Source organism: Rathayibacter sp. AY1H3 (assembly GCF_002932015.1).
In genome coordinates, this window is record NZ_PSUU01000011.1 from 53081 (window position 1) to 66492 (window position 13412).

A 13412-nucleotide genomic window follows, 5' to 3' on the forward strand; every position below is an offset into this window, starting at 1 on the left:
TGGTCTTCCCGTCCCTGCCATTGCCAGAGAATCCTCAGGTCGGAGGCGTATTCCGCGGTTCCTGAGGGCGTGGCTGACGGGCGCTGAGGAAGGCGACGACGGCCGCTCGGGCGAGGTCGGTGCGGTCGGTCACGAGCCCGTCGATCCCGAGCGCGAGGAGCTGCTCCATCCGCTCCGGATCGTCGATGGTCCATAGGTGGATCTCGCAGCCGGTCACCCGCAGCCGGGCGAGGATCCGCGGCTCGGCGACGCGGAGGCCGAGCGCGCGCTCGGGCACCTGGAGCGCGTCGATGCCGCGGAGAGCGAGACGCACGGGGAGGGCGGCGCCGAGGTGGGCGGCGACCAGGGCGACGACGAAGCGGACCGCCGACGCCGAGGTCGCGGCGCCGGGAAGACGGCGGAGGGCCGCTGCTCGACGGATCTCGGAGAACGAGGTGATCAGGACGCGCTCCGCGGCGGCGGCGCCGGACACCGCCGCGACGACCGGGTCGATCGCGTCCCGCGACTTCACGTCGACATTGAAGCGCGCGCAGGGGAGTGCGGCGAGGGCCTGCTCGAGAGAGGCGAGCCGGGCGCCGCCCGCCAGTCGGAGGTCGGCGAGCTCCTCCCACCGGGTGGCGGCGACGACGTGGCGGCGGCCGGAGCGGTCGATCACCTCGGCGTCGTGGACGAGCACGGCGACCCCGTCGAGGGAGGCGCGCGCGTCCGTCTCGAGGAGGTCCGCACCCGCGGCGAGGGCGCGTTCGAAGGCGGCGAGCGTGTTGCCCTCGGCCTGCGGGCCGAATCCGCGATGCGCGATCACCCGGGGGGTCGGCCCGCTCAGGGCGAGGGGTCGCTCAGGGGTGCGCATCGCGGACCGGGTCCGCGGCTAGACGGCCGGCGGCGGAGGAGTGGGCGCCGAGCCGAGGGCTCCGTCGGTCGTCGCGGGCGCCACGGGGGCGGACGTGTCGGATCCGGGCTCGACAGGAGTGGAGCCGACGGACCCGGATGCGGCAGGCGCGGACGCCGCAGGCGCCGACGGGGGTGCCGCATCCTGCGGGCGGACCGCCGGGGCGGACTGGCCGCGCTGGCCGAGCGCGCCTCCGATGCCCTTCAGCGCCTCGGTGAGCTCGCTCGGGATGACCCAGAGCTTGTTCGCGCTGCCCTCGGCGATCTTGGGGAGTGTCTGGAGGTACTGGTACGCGAGGAGCTCGCTGTCGGGGCGGCCCTCGTGGATGGCGTGGAAGACGGTGGTGATCGCCTTGGCCTCACCCTCGGCCCGCAGGACCGCCGCCTTCGCCTGGCCCTCCGCAGCGAGGATCGCGGCCTGGCGCTGACCCTCGGCGTTCAGGATCTGGGACTGCTTGGTGCCCTCGGCGGTGAGGATCACGGCTCGACGGTCGCGCTCGGCGCGCATCTGCTTCTCCATCGAGTCCTGGATGGAGAGGGGCGGGTCGATGGCCTTGAGCTCCACGCGTCCGACGCGGATGCCCCACTTGCCGGTGGCCTCGTCGAGGACGATGCGCAGCTGCCCGTTGATGTTGTCGCGGGAGGTCAGCGCCTCCTCGAGGTTCAGGCCGCCGACGACGTTGCGGAGCGTGGTGGTGGTCAGCTGCTCGACCGCGCCGAGGTAGTTGGCGATCTCGTAGGTCGCCGCCCGGGCGTCCGTCACCTGGAAGTAGACGACCGTGTCGATCGAGACGACGAGGTTGTCCTCCGTGATCACGGGCTGGGGCGGGAACGAGACGACCTGCTCGCGCAGATCGATCAGCGGGCGGACCCGGTCGATGAACGGCACGACGAGATTGAGGCCCGGCAGCAGGGTCTTGTGGTACTTGCCGAGGCGCTCCACGACCCCGGCGGTGGCCTGGGGGATGATGCGGACCGCTCGGAAGAGGACGACCAGGGCGAAGAGGACGACGGCGGCGACGACGACGATCGTCACGACGGAGGACGGTGTCACGGTGTGCTCCTTTCGGCGGGGACGACGACCGCGGTCGCGCCCTCGATGGCGGTGACGACGACTCTCTCGCCGACTCCGAGTGTGCGGTCCTCGACGAGCGGGGACAGGCGGACGGTCCAGGTCTCGCCGTTGGCGAGCTTGACCTGGCCGGCTCCGGGGCCGGCGAGGACGACGCTGCCGGAGAGCCCGAGGAGAGCGTCCGCTCCGCTGGGGGTGGGATCGCCGCCCCGCTTCAGCAGCCGCAGCAGCGGCGGACGGACGGAGAACAGCAGGAGGGCGGCGAGGACGGCCGCGACGGGGACCTGGACCCAGAAGGGAGCCCCGACCAGCCCGGTCAGCAGTCCGCCTATGCTGCCGACGGCGAGCATCAGGAACGTGAACTCGAGAGTGATCATCTCGACGATCACGAAGATGAGGATCAGCGCGAGCCAGAGGATCCACGCGTACTGGGTGACAGCGTCCATGCTGTGTGCTCCTTCCCCTCGACGAGCATTCCCAGGCTATCAACGCCCCCCGGACGAGGGCTGGGAGAGGGGGTGCGCCGACGATCTCGAGGCCCTTGGTAGACTCCTCCGTCGGGCCGTGGCCCGTCATCGTGCCCGATCCGGTCTCCGAGCCGGCGTTCTGGAGGAATACCCGTGTCCAATCCCCTCGCCCCCGGCTCCTTCGACGGCAAGCGCGCTCTCGTCACCGGGTCGTCCCGCGGCATCGGCGCCGACACGGTCCGCTACCTGGCCGAGGCCGGAGCCCGCGTCGTCGTCAACTACCGCTCGAAGGCGCCGCGCGCCGACAAGCTCGTCGCGCAGATCGTCGAGGCCGGCGGCACCGCCATCGCCGTCGGCGCCGATCTCACCGACGCCGACTCGCGCGCCGAGCTCTTCTCCCGCATCGAGAAGGAGTACGGAGGACTGGACGTGCTCGTCCTGAACGCCTCCGGCGGCATGGAGAGCAACATGGGGGAGGACTACGCGATGGTCCTCAACCGCGACTCGCAGGTCGCCGTGCTCGACGCGGCGCTGCCGCTGCTCTCCGAGGGCTCCCGTGTCGTGTTCGTCACGAGCCACCAGGCGCACTTCATCCGGACCACGCCCACGATGCCCGAGTACGAGCCCGTCGCGCTCTCCAAGCGCGCCGGCGAGGACGCCCTGCGCGAGCGGATCGGTGAGCTCGCCGAGCGCGGGATCGAGTTCGTCGTCGTCTCGGGCGACATGATCGAGGGCACCATCACCGCGACCCTGCTGGAGCGCGCGAACCCGGGCGCGATCAGCTCGCGTCGCGAGTCGGCCGGCAAGCTCTACAACGTGCAGGAGTTCGCGGCCCAGGTCGCTCTGGCGGCCGTCGAGCCGATCCCCGCGGACAACACCCGCCTCGTCGGCGACATCTCCGACTTCGCCTGATCGCCTTCGCGGAATGACCCCGGCGCGCGGGTCTGCGATCCTCGACGGATGACTCCGATGGACGGCAGCGGACCGGCATCGGGGGAGTCCGTCCGCGCCGACGGGTTCCGCACATCGGCAGCCTCCGGGCGGCGTGGCGACTTCGACAGGGACGGCGAGACGAGCATCCTCCTCGACGCCGTCGCGGTGATGGCGAACTGGAGGAGGCGCTCGCCCTTCCGGTGCCGCGCCTTCCGGCGGACGCCCGAGAGGACCGAGACCTACCGACTGGAGGTGCGGCCCGTCGAGGCGTCGTTCTCCTGCGTCGACGAGCGCACCGGGACGGTCGACGCGTACGACGCCCCGACCGGCCGGTACGTCTCCGGGGGCGAGGAGCGTCCGCTGGACCGATGGCAGCTGCTGCCGGAGCCGCTGGCGGCCCGCCTGGCCTTCCCGCTGAACCTGCCGGTCTGGGGACGGCCGAGCGACGGGTACCGGATGACCGGCGCGTCGATCGACGGCGCGCTCACCGTGATCCGTCTTCGACACCAGGCCGACGACCGCGTCCGCGGCACGATGACCGTCGATCCGCAGCTGCGGCTGGTCACGCGCTTCGACACTCCGACCGAGACGTGCTGGTACGAGGACGTCGAGGCGTGGGTGGAGCCTTCGCCGATCCGCTGATGACGTTCCGGACCGTCGGGCGGCCTCAGTCCCGGTCCGTCCGGCCCTTCCACCGTTATCCGATAATGCACATTATGTCAGTTCGACCGAAGTCCCGTTCTGCAGGGATGGCGATCGGCTCCCCTCAACGCTCCTGCGACAGGACGTCATCGATCGCCGCCGCGCTCCGATGGCAGACCGGGCGCTTCGACGGTGAGGCCTCGGATCACCGCGGCGACGACCATGCGCTGCGTGAGTTCGGCGCTGGTGTCCACGGGCCACTGGCTCACCGACCCGACGTGCGCCGCGACGACCGCCTTCGCCAGGACGGCGGACTCGACGGCGGGGACGCGGCCGTGCACGGCCGCGAGGGTGGCGAAGCGCTCGCCCAGCTCGCGCGAGACGCGGTCGTCGTCGATCATCATCCGCTCGGCGAACTCCGGGTCCGCGGCAGCGCGTGCCAGGAGCACCGACCGCAGGGAGAACCACTCGCGGCTGGACGGGAGCGCGTCGAGGAGGGAGCGGACGGCGCCGTCGAGGGTCGCCGCGCGGTGCTCCTCCTGCAGCTGGACGTCGAGGGCCTCCTGCAGGCTCCCCCACACTCTCGCGGCCTGCTCCTCGTGGAGTGCGAGGAAGAGCTGGTCGACACCGGCGAAGTTCGAGTAGAACGCGCCGCGGGTGAAGCCCGCCTGCGCGCAGATGTCCTCGACGCGCTGGCCGATGGTGCCCGTGCTCTCGAAGAGCTCGGCGGCCGCGGCGAGGAGACGTCGTCGCGTCTCGCTCCTCCGCCGGACCGGAGCCTGCTCGCCTGTGACCACGCCCCCAGCCTATTCGGATCCTTGCGCTGAATGGGCCTTATCAGTACGTTTCGTTTTCAATGCATACTGTATCGAAAACTGAAACGCCCGAACCTCGACGGCGACGGTCCCCGTGGCTGCCGACCGCGACCGTCGTGCTCATCGGGGCGGTCCTCGCCTGGCTGAACCGGGTGGAGTGGTGGGGGTGGCTCGTCGTCGCGGCGGCCGCGGTCCTGATCGCGGCCGTCTCGAGGAGCTGGCGGCACCGGCACTGGATGCTGCGTACGGCGGCCTGGGTCGCGTCCGCAGGGCTCGTCGGAGCCGTCGCGCTCGCCGCGGGTCCTCTCCCGGCGACGCGGACGCTCGCCGGTCCGCACACCGCCCCGGTCACGACCCGGCAGGGCGACGTCGTCGGTGTGCACGACGCCGCGGCCGGGGTCGACGCCTTCGCGGGGATCCCCTACGCCGCTCCCCCGGTCGGCCCGCTGCGTTGGGAGGCGCCCCGGCCGGCCCCGCAGCGGTCGGCGACCCTCGTGGCCGACGACTTCGGCCCCTCCGCCGTTCAGCCGGAGCCGACGTTCCTCTCCCGAGCGGCGACCCGCGTGCTCGACCTGCCGCTGGAGGAGACGCTCCTCGGCGGGTACGCGACGGACGAGGACAGCCTCCGCCTGAACATCTGGACGCCGGCCGGCGGGGCGGGCGACTCCAGCCCGGTCCTCGTCTACCTCCACGGCGGCGCGTTCGTCTCGGGGTCCGGCGCCCTCCCCGCCTACGACGGCGCGGCGCTCGCCTCCCGGGGCGCGGTGGTCGTCACCGTCGCCTACCGTCTGGGCGTCCTCGGTTTCCTCGCCGGTGATGTGCTCGGCGGCGGCACCCCGGGGAATCAGGGACTGCTCGACCAGGTCGCCGCTCTGCAGTGGGTGCAGGACAACATCGCCGCTTTCGGCGGGGACCCGGGGCGGGTGACGGTCGCCGGCCAGTCCGCCGGCTCCGGCAGCGCCTGCATCCTCGGGGCCTCGCCCCTCGCGGCCGGCCTCCTCCACGGGATCATCGGGGAGAGCGGAGGATGCCTGGGGTCGGCGGGAGATCGCGAGGCCGGCGACCTCTACGACGACGCCGCCACCGCACGGGAGGCGGCTGCGCGCCTGAGCGAGGCCCTCGGCGGGGCGAGCCTCGCCGAGATGAGAGCCCTGCCGGCCGAGCGCATCGTCGCGGCCGCCGCGGGCCTCTCGCAGCACTGGTGGCCCTCGATCGACGGCGTCGTCCTCCCCGACACGCCGCTCGCCGTCTACGAGGCCGGTCGGCAGAACGACGTCCCCCTCCTGCTCGGCAGTAACTCCGACGAGACCTCGCTCGATCTGCTGGGAGGCGTCGACCCGGATCCGGACGCCTACGAGCAGGAGGTGCGCCGGGAGCACGGAGACGACGCGGACCGATTCCTCGCGCTGTACCCGGGTGCCGTCGAGGACCAGGTCGTCGACTCCCGGCTGCGCGCCGACAGCGACCGGACGATGACCGCCCCGATGCGGCTCTGGGCGCTGACGGCCGCCCGGACCGGGCGGGCGGGCGTCCACGCCTACATCTTCACGCGCACTCCCCCGGAGAGCGGACTCGAGCGGTTCGGCGCGTACCACGGCGCCGAGGTGATGTACGCGTACGGGAACCTCGGGGCGGACGGCGACGCCGACTACACGGACGTCGACCGCCGGCTCGAGCAGGAGATGACCGCGCGCTGGCTCGCGTTCGTCTCCCACGGCGATCCGGACGCCGCCGGCCGCGAGCGGTGGCCGGCCGTCCAGGAGGATCCGGACAGCGTGCTCGAGTTCGGCGACGTCGTCCGGGTCGCCGGGCGCCCGTCCCCCGACGCGGTCGACTTCTGGCTCGCGGGGACGGGCTGACGCGGGGGCGCTCCTCGCGGCGGAACCCTCCGGTCAGCGGGGAGCCTCCGCTCAGAGCTGCCCGACGAGGTGCGCCTGCCGGCCGTCGCGCGCGAAGACCGGGATGACGGCCAGCGGCGCGTCGGCGACGATCCACTGCCCGCCCTCGTGCTCGGCGCCCGTCGAGAGCTCCGTCCAGCGCGCCCCGGCGGGCAGGTAGACCCGTCGGGAGACGGCTCCGGCGTGCGTGACCGGAGCCACCAGCAGGTCCGAGCCGAAGAGGTACTGGTCGGCCAGATCCCAGGCCTCCGGGTCCCCCGGGAACTCGTGGAACACCGCGCGCAGCACGGGCTGGCCCAGCTCGTGCGCCTCCCGCATCGCCTCGCGCGTGTAGGGGCGCAGGGTCTCGCGCAGATGCAGCAGGCGGGTGAGGATCGGCGTGGCCTCCTCGCCGAAGCTCCACACCTCGTTCGCGGCTCCGGTCGCGGCGCGGCGGGTCCCGTCGGCGGCCGTGACCGGGGCCGACGGCGCGCGGTCGCCGTGGAGGCGCATCACCGGGCTGAACGCGCCGAACTGGAACCAGCGCACGAGGAGCTCACGGAACTCCGGATCCGACGGGTCTCCCCCGGCGAATCCTCCGATGTCGGTCGTGAACCACGGGATCCCCGCGACGCCCATGTGGATGCCGGCCGTGATCTGGTGGCGCAGGTCTGCGAAGGTCGAGTGGATGTCGCCCGACCACACGAGCGCACCGTAGCGCTGGCTGCCCGCCCACGCGGTGCGGACGAGGTTGACGATCGCGGTCTCCCCGCCCTCGCTCTGCCCCTCGAAGAAGCCGCGGGAGAACGCCTGCGGGTAGAGGTTGCCGACCTGGACGGCGGGGCCGGCGGCGTAGCGGTAGTTGTCGAAGTCGTAGACGCCGTACTCGGGCTCGGCCTCGTCGAGCCAGAAGAGCCGGATCCCGTGCTCGCCGTAGTTGCGCCGGCACGCCTCCCAGACGAACCTCCGGGCGGCGGGGCTCGTCGCGTCGTAGAACGCGCTCGGACCCTCGAACTGCATGTGCAGGTCCAGGCCCCGCTCGGCCTTGACGAGGAGGTTCCCCTTCTTCATCGCGATGTAGTTCTCGGACTCGACCGACACCTGCGGCCAGACCGAGACCATCAGCTCGATCCCGAGCTCGCGCAGCTCGGCGACCATGGCGGACGGATCCGGCCAGAACTCCTCCTCGAAGCGGAAGTCGCCCATGTGCGGCCAGTGGAAGAAGTCGGCCACGATCACGTCCATCGGCAGGCCGCGGCGCCGGTGCTCGCGGGCGACCTCGAGCAGCTGCTCCTGGTTCCAGTAGCGCAGCTTGCACTGCCAGAAGCCGAGGCCGTGCTCGGGCATCATCGGGACGTGCCCGGTCGCGTCGGCGTAGGCCCGGGTGATGTCGGCCGGGGTCTCCCCCGCGGTCACCCAGTAGTCGAGCTGCTGGGAGGACTCGGCGGACCACTCCGTGCGGTTGGCTGCGAAAGTCGCGCGGCCGATCGCGGGGTTGTGCCAGAGGAACCCGTAGCCGCGGCTCGACAGCACGAACGGGACGCTCGACTGGGAGTTGCGGTGCGCGAGCTCGAGCGTGCAGCCCTTCAGATCGAGGATGTCCTGCTGGTACTGCCCCATCCCGTACAGCTTCTCGTCGGGGGACGTCTCGAACAGCGCGGTCAGCCGGAAGTCGCCGCCCAGGTGCGGACGCTGCTCGCGGGCGCGCAGCTTGAGCGCTCCCCCGCTCCCGAGCTCTCGGAAGAGCAGCTCCCCCCGACGGTCGTAGAAGGAGAGGGAGCAGGAGAGCTCGTGGTAGCCGGTCTGGTACCCGTAGCCCTCCTGCTGCTCGAGGACGACGGTGATGCCGCCGGCGCGCAGCGTCGCCCGCGGTCCCTCGATCGAGACCTCCGGCGCGTGGCGCTCGGGGGCGATCAGCGCCCAGTCGGTGTCGAGGACCTCCCCGGACCGGCGGGCGCGGACCCGGACGCTGTCCCTCCCCCACGGCTCGACGACGACGGTCTCGCCGTCGCCGCGCCAGACGAGGCGGTCCCCCTCGAGCGCGAACGCGTCGGTGTCCATGTGCTCCTGCTTCCTCGAGTCGGGCACGGCGCTCAGTCCTTGACCGCGCCGGCGGTGACCCCGGCGGCGACGTAGCGCTGGGCCACGATCAGCAGCACGGCGGCCGGGATGGAGGCGATCACGGCGGTCGCCATGATCCCGTTCCAGTTGGTGGTGGTCGATCCGATGTAGCGGTAGAGGCCGAGGGTGAACGGCACGATGCTGTTGCCCGAGGTGAGCGAGTTCGCGTTGAGGAAGTCGGCCCAGGCGAACAGGAACGAGAACAGGCCCGCGGTCACGATCGAGTTCCGGCTCAGCGGGATGACGATCGAGACGAAGGAGCGCCAGTTGCTCGCACCGTCGATCCGCGCGGCCTCGATCAGCTCGTCTGGGATGCCGAGCATGAAGGCCCGGAGGATGATCACCGCGAACGGCACGGAGGCGGTCGCGTCGGCGAGGATCAGGCCCGGATAGGTGTTGAGCAGCCCCAGCGCGTTGTAGATCGCGAACAGCGCGGTGACCAGGACGATCCCGGGGATCATCTGGGCGAGGAGGAACACGAACATCACGACGCCGGTCCCCCGCACCCGGAACTTCGCCATCGCGAAAGCGGCGGGCAGGGCGATCGCCAGCGTCAGGATCACGCAGCCGATCGAGATCACGAGGCTCGTGATGAGGTTCGGCAGCTGCGTCGAGAACGCCTGCACGTACCCGTCGAGGGTCGGGTCGCCGGGGAACAGGCTCGGCGGGGTCTGGATCAGGTTCTGCGGCTTGGTCAGCGAGACGTTGACCATCCAGTAGAGCGGGAAGAGGAGGAAGCCGCAGAGCACGATCGCGATGACCACGTCGATCCCGCGGCGCAGCCCTGTGGTGTGCCGGTTCATCCGAGGTCCTCCTTGCGCTGGGCGCGGATGTAGATCACGCCGAAGACGAGGGCGACGATCACGAGGATCTGGCCGGCCGCCGCACCGACTCCGAACTGCAGGTCGGTGAAGGACTGCTCGTAGGCCCAGGTCGCGAGGGTGTGCGAGCTGTTGGCCGGGCCTCCCTTGGTGAGGATCCAGATGACGTCGAACACCTTGATCGTGTAGACGAGGCCGAGGAGGAGCGTGACGGAGGTCACCGGTCGCAGCAGCGGCCAGGTGATGCTCCAGAAGGACCGCCAGCGCGAGGCGCCGTCCAGTGCCGCGGCCTCGTAGAGGCTCTCGGGGATGCCCTGCAGGCCTCCGTGCAGCAGCACCATGTTGAACGGGATGCCCAGCCAGATGTTGGCGATGATGACCGCCCACAGCGAGACGGACGGATCGGTCAGCCAGCCGACCGGCGTGCCGATCGCGGCGTTCAGGATGCCGAACTGCTGGTCGAAGATCCAGCGCCAGGCCGTCGCCGAGACGATCAGCGGCAGGAGCCACGGCAGCAGGATGAGGGAGCGGAACGTCGCCGAGAGCGGGAACCGGCGGCTGAAGAACAGCGCCAGGGCCATGCCGATCGTGAACTGGCCCACCAGCGAGACCACGGTGAAGACCACGGTGTGCCAGGCGATGCTCGCGAAGATCGGATCGGTGACGACCGTGACGTAGTTGTCGAAGCCGACGAAGGGGGCGATCCCGGTCACGAAGGACGACGGTCCGAAGTCCTGGAGGCTGAGGACGACGCCGCGGATGATCGGGTAGACGAAGAAGACGGCGAGGAAGATCACCACGGGCGCCATGAACGCGGCGGCGGCGAGGCGGAGGTGGGAGCGGGGTCGGCGGCGGGCGGGCGGCCTGGTGGCCGCCCCGCCCGCGACCGGCGCCGTGAGCACGGCGGGGTCGGTCATGCGGCCGCTACTTCAGGCTCGCCGCGGCGTCGTCGAGGGCCGCCTGCGGCGTCTTCGAGCCGGTCAGCGACTCCTGGATCGCGGTCCAGAGCGCCTTCGAGGTGTCCGGGTAGGCGACGCCGAGGTCGCTGGTGCGTCCCTGCGCGACCGAGATGGCCTCGACCCACGGCTGGAGCGCGGGGTCCTCGGTCGCCTGCTCGGCGGCCGCGTCGGCGTACGGCATGATGTACGACTGGCCGGCCGCCCAGGCCTTCAGGCTGTCGGGCTGGATGACGCACTGCGCGAACTCCGTGGCGAGGGTCTGCTTCGCGGCGTCGGAGGCGACCACCTCGACGAACTCGCCGCCGAGCGGGCTCGGTGCCGCTCCCCCGTCCTTCGCCGGGATCGGCACGACGCCGTAGTCGATGCCCGCCTCGTCGAGGGCGGAGAGCTGCCAGGTGCCGTTGACCATCATTCCGAGCTTGCCCGCGAGGAACTGGTCGCGGACGTCCTGCTGGTTGGCGTTGACGTTCGCCTGCGAGGCCGAGCCGCTCTTCACCAGGTCGGTCCAGAGCGCGAGCGCCGAGACGGCGTCGTCGGAGGAGATGTCCTCGAGGGTCGCACCGGAGCCCCAGAAGAAGGGCAGGAACTGGAAGGTGCCCTCCTCGGTGCCGATAGCGGAGAAGCCGAGCCCGGTGACGTCGCCCGCGGTGAGGGCCTTCGCGGCGGTGGTCAGCTCGTCCCAGGTCGTCGGCGGAGTGACGCCGGCGGCCTCGAAGAGCGCCTTGTTGTAGAAGAGCGCGAGGGTGTTCGAGCCGATCGACGAGCCGTAGGTCTTCCCGTCCAGCTGGCCGGCGGCGAGCACGTTCGGGAGGACGTCGCTGGTGTCGAGCCCGGAGGCGGCGTTGTCGACGAGCAGGCCGGTGTCGGCGAACTTCGCGACGTTGGGGTTGTCGAGGACGACCAGGTTCGGCGTCGTCTTCGACGCGGCCGACTGCAGGAGCTTGGTGGTGAGGTCGGGGTCGGAGGTGCGCTCGAGGGTGATCCCGGTCGAGGCCTCGCAGCCGGCCAGGAGCTGGCCGTAGGGGGAGGACGCGTCGTACTGGGTGAAGCTGTCCCAGAGAGTGAGCGACTTCGACGAGTCGTCGCCCGCTCCCTGTGCGCTGCACGCGCTGAGGGCGACTCCGGCGATGAGGACGAGGGAGGCGGCGCCTGCGGCCCGTCGGATGCTGTTCTTCACGGTATTCCTCTCTGAATACGGTCGGAACGAGCGGAGCGCTCGCGCCGGGAAAACCCTCCGGGGCGCCCGCTGGGGCGGTCCGTCCGGAAGTCGTGGCGAGCCTAACCGAGTCGGAGAACCGGTTCAATAGATTTCGGAGAACCGGTTCACCGATCGCCCGGGGAACGCCCCGGGCGACCCGGTCGACGTCAGCCGCGCGCCCGCCTCCACGAGGGGACGACGCCCCGGCTGGTGCCCGGCGAGAAGGGCGCGGTGGTGCCGAGGTCCACGACCACCGCGGGCAGCAGCTCCGTCACTCCCGGAGTCGCGGTGCCGGCGAGCTCGTCGAGCACCAGGTCGACCGCCCGCGAGACCATCTCGTCGCCGGGCAGATCCACCACGGTGACCGGCTGGTCGGCGTGCCGCATCACCGCCTCCGGGGCGATGGTCATGATCGAGCAGTCCTCCGGGACGCGCAGGCCCAGGCCGCTGAGGCGCTGCAGGAACGGCTCGAGCACGCCCGGCCCGTGCGTGACCACGGCGCTCAGGCCGGGGAGCTGCTCCTGCGCCTGCTCGAACCAGTCGTCGACGTCGTCGGTGCTGGGGATGACGGCGCCCCGCACGCCGCGCAGGCGGCACTGGTCGAGGAAGCCCTCGCGGAACCGCAGGGCGAAGGCGTAGCCGCTCTCGTAGGCGTCGGGGCCCATCCCGAGGACCGCGATCTCGACGTGCCCGAGGTCGGCGAGGTGGTCGACGGCGACCCGCGCCGCGCCGTCGAAGTCGAGGTCGATCGCGCTGAACGGGCTGCCCTCGCCCGGGTAGCCGACCAGCGCGGTCGGCAGGCCGATGCTCGCGAGGACCGGCAGCCGGGGGTCGTCCCGGCGGATGTCCATCACGACGAGCGCATCGGCGAGGACGTCGCGCGCGAGCTCCCCCTCGCCCGTGCCCATCATCAGCAGGTCGAAGCCGCGGGCGCGGGCCGCGTACATCGCCGCCCGCACGAAGCGCATGAAGACGTCGACATCGGTCTGCCGCGATTCCGGATCGACGGAGGCGAAGAAGCCGAGGATGTTCGTGCGCCGCAGCGCCAGGGCCCGCGCCATCGGGTCGGGCCGGTAGCCGAGCCGCTCCACGCTCGCGAGCACGCGCAGGCGGGTCGCCTCCGGGAGCTTCTTGTTGCCGGAGAGCACGTAGGACACCGTGCTGCGGGCCACCCCCGCATCGGCCGCGACGTCGCGAATGGTCACCATGGGCTCAGCGTAGTGAGGGCCCGGCGACGGGAGGGCCCGCCGGCGACCCCCTCGACCGGTGGGCAGCAGCGTGCATACCAGGGCGGTCCGGCCGTCCCGCCGTGGGTGGAGAGCCGTCCGCCGCGAGCCGCGCGACGGCGCCGACGGACGCAGGCCGCGGACGAGCAGTCGGTCACGGTTGCGCGTGTATCGACGGGCACGTACGGTCGTCGGGTACCTCGTCGCGAGCCGCGACGTCGGTGCGGCCGCCACACCGGCCGATCCAGCGGCTCGCGGTCACGGGGGCCCCCCGCACGGAAGACGGACTCTTGCGCTCCAGCACCGGTACTGCGTCCACGACGCAGCAGCTGCTCTCGCACTGACGTCCCCCGTGCCCGCCCCTCAGGGGCGAGCCCCTGCTCCCTCGGAGCC

12 protein-coding genes are annotated in these 13412 nt (G+C 71.7%); 3 read left to right on the forward strand and 9 right to left on the reverse strand.

Annotated features, from left to right (window positions below; genetic code table 11):
• Window positions 1-34: 34 nt before the first annotated feature.
• The 3 genes from C5C33_RS06350 to C5C33_RS06360 are packed head-to-tail and all read right to left on the reverse strand — an operon-like array spanning window position 35 to window position 2406.
• On the reverse strand, window positions 35-850 hold the full coding sequence (locus C5C33_RS06350; protein ID WP_104260697.1) for a glycerophosphodiester phosphodiesterase family protein: 816 nt from the start codon (window positions 848-850) through the stop codon (window positions 35-37).
• Between the two features lie 18 nt (window positions 851-868).
• Window positions 869-1924: an SPFH domain-containing protein gene (locus C5C33_RS06355; protein ID WP_374953304.1), complete on the reverse strand. Its 1056-nt coding sequence runs from the start codon at window positions 1922-1924 to the stop codon at window positions 869-871.
• Window positions 1925-1938: 14 nt separating this feature from the next.
• The gene (locus tag C5C33_RS06360) at window positions 1939-2406 is read right to left on the reverse strand and encodes an NfeD family protein (protein WP_104260699.1); all 468 of its coding nucleotides are present in this window, start codon (window positions 2404-2406) and stop codon (window positions 1939-1941) included.
• Between the two features lie 174 nt (window positions 2407-2580).
• Here C5C33_RS06360 and C5C33_RS06365 point away from each other — a divergent pair, with 174 nt between their 5' ends.
• Together C5C33_RS06365 and C5C33_RS06370 are read left to right on the forward strand one after the other, a co-directional pair.
• Window positions 2581-3339 (forward strand): SDR family oxidoreductase, encoded by a 759-nt coding sequence (locus tag C5C33_RS06365; RefSeq protein ID WP_104260700.1) that lies wholly within the window; start codon window positions 2581-2583, stop codon window positions 3337-3339.
• 48 nt (window positions 3340-3387) lie between these two features.
• Entirely contained in the window at window positions 3388-4002 is a 615-nt protein-coding gene (locus C5C33_RS06370) for a hypothetical protein (RefSeq protein ID WP_146082407.1), read from the forward strand.
• Between the two features lie 146 nt (window positions 4003-4148).
• On the opposite strand, the gene C5C33_RS06375 is transcribed toward C5C33_RS06370, so the two are convergent.
• Complete coding sequence (locus C5C33_RS06375) at window positions 4149-4799, reverse strand: TetR/AcrR family transcriptional regulator (protein ID WP_104246829.1); 651 nt, start codon at window positions 4797-4799, stop codon at window positions 4149-4151.
• A gap of 134 nt (window positions 4800-4933) precedes the next feature.
• Here C5C33_RS06375 and C5C33_RS06380 point away from each other — a divergent pair, with 134 nt between their 5' ends.
• The gene (locus C5C33_RS06380) at window positions 4934-6676 is read left to right on the forward strand and encodes a carboxylesterase/lipase family protein (protein ID WP_219812155.1); all 1743 of its coding nucleotides are present in this window, start codon (window positions 4934-4936) and stop codon (window positions 6674-6676) included.
• A 51-nt stretch (window positions 6677-6727) separates the two neighbouring features.
• Here C5C33_RS06380 and C5C33_RS06385 read toward each other — a convergent pair whose 3' ends face one another.
• The 5 genes from C5C33_RS06385 to C5C33_RS06405 form a co-directional block, all read right to left on the reverse strand.
• A complete protein-coding gene (locus tag C5C33_RS06385) occupies window positions 6728-8755 on the reverse strand; it encodes a TIM-barrel domain-containing protein (RefSeq protein ID WP_104246851.1) in 2028 nt (675 codons plus the stop codon).
• A 32-nt stretch (window positions 8756-8787) separates the two neighbouring features.
• Window positions 8788-9618 (reverse strand): carbohydrate ABC transporter permease, encoded by an 831-nt coding sequence (locus tag C5C33_RS06390; protein ID WP_104222044.1) that lies wholly within the window; start codon window positions 9616-9618, stop codon window positions 8788-8790.
• On the reverse strand, window positions 9615-10553 hold the full coding sequence (locus C5C33_RS06395) for a carbohydrate ABC transporter permease (protein ID WP_104225253.1): 939 nt from the start codon (window positions 10551-10553) through the stop codon (window positions 9615-9617). The genes C5C33_RS06390 and C5C33_RS06395 overlap by 4 nt, the downstream gene beginning before the upstream one ends.
• Before the next feature lie 7 nt (window positions 10554-10560).
• The gene (locus C5C33_RS06400; RefSeq protein WP_104222048.1) at window positions 10561-11772 is read right to left on the reverse strand and encodes an extracellular solute-binding protein; all 1212 of its coding nucleotides are present in this window, start codon (window positions 11770-11772) and stop codon (window positions 10561-10563) included.
• A 188-nt stretch (window positions 11773-11960) separates the two neighbouring features.
• Window positions 11961-13001 (reverse strand): LacI family DNA-binding transcriptional regulator, encoded by a 1041-nt coding sequence (locus C5C33_RS06405; protein WP_104222050.1) that lies wholly within the window; start codon window positions 12999-13001, stop codon window positions 11961-11963.
• Between the last annotated feature and the right edge of the window lie 411 nt (window positions 13002-13412).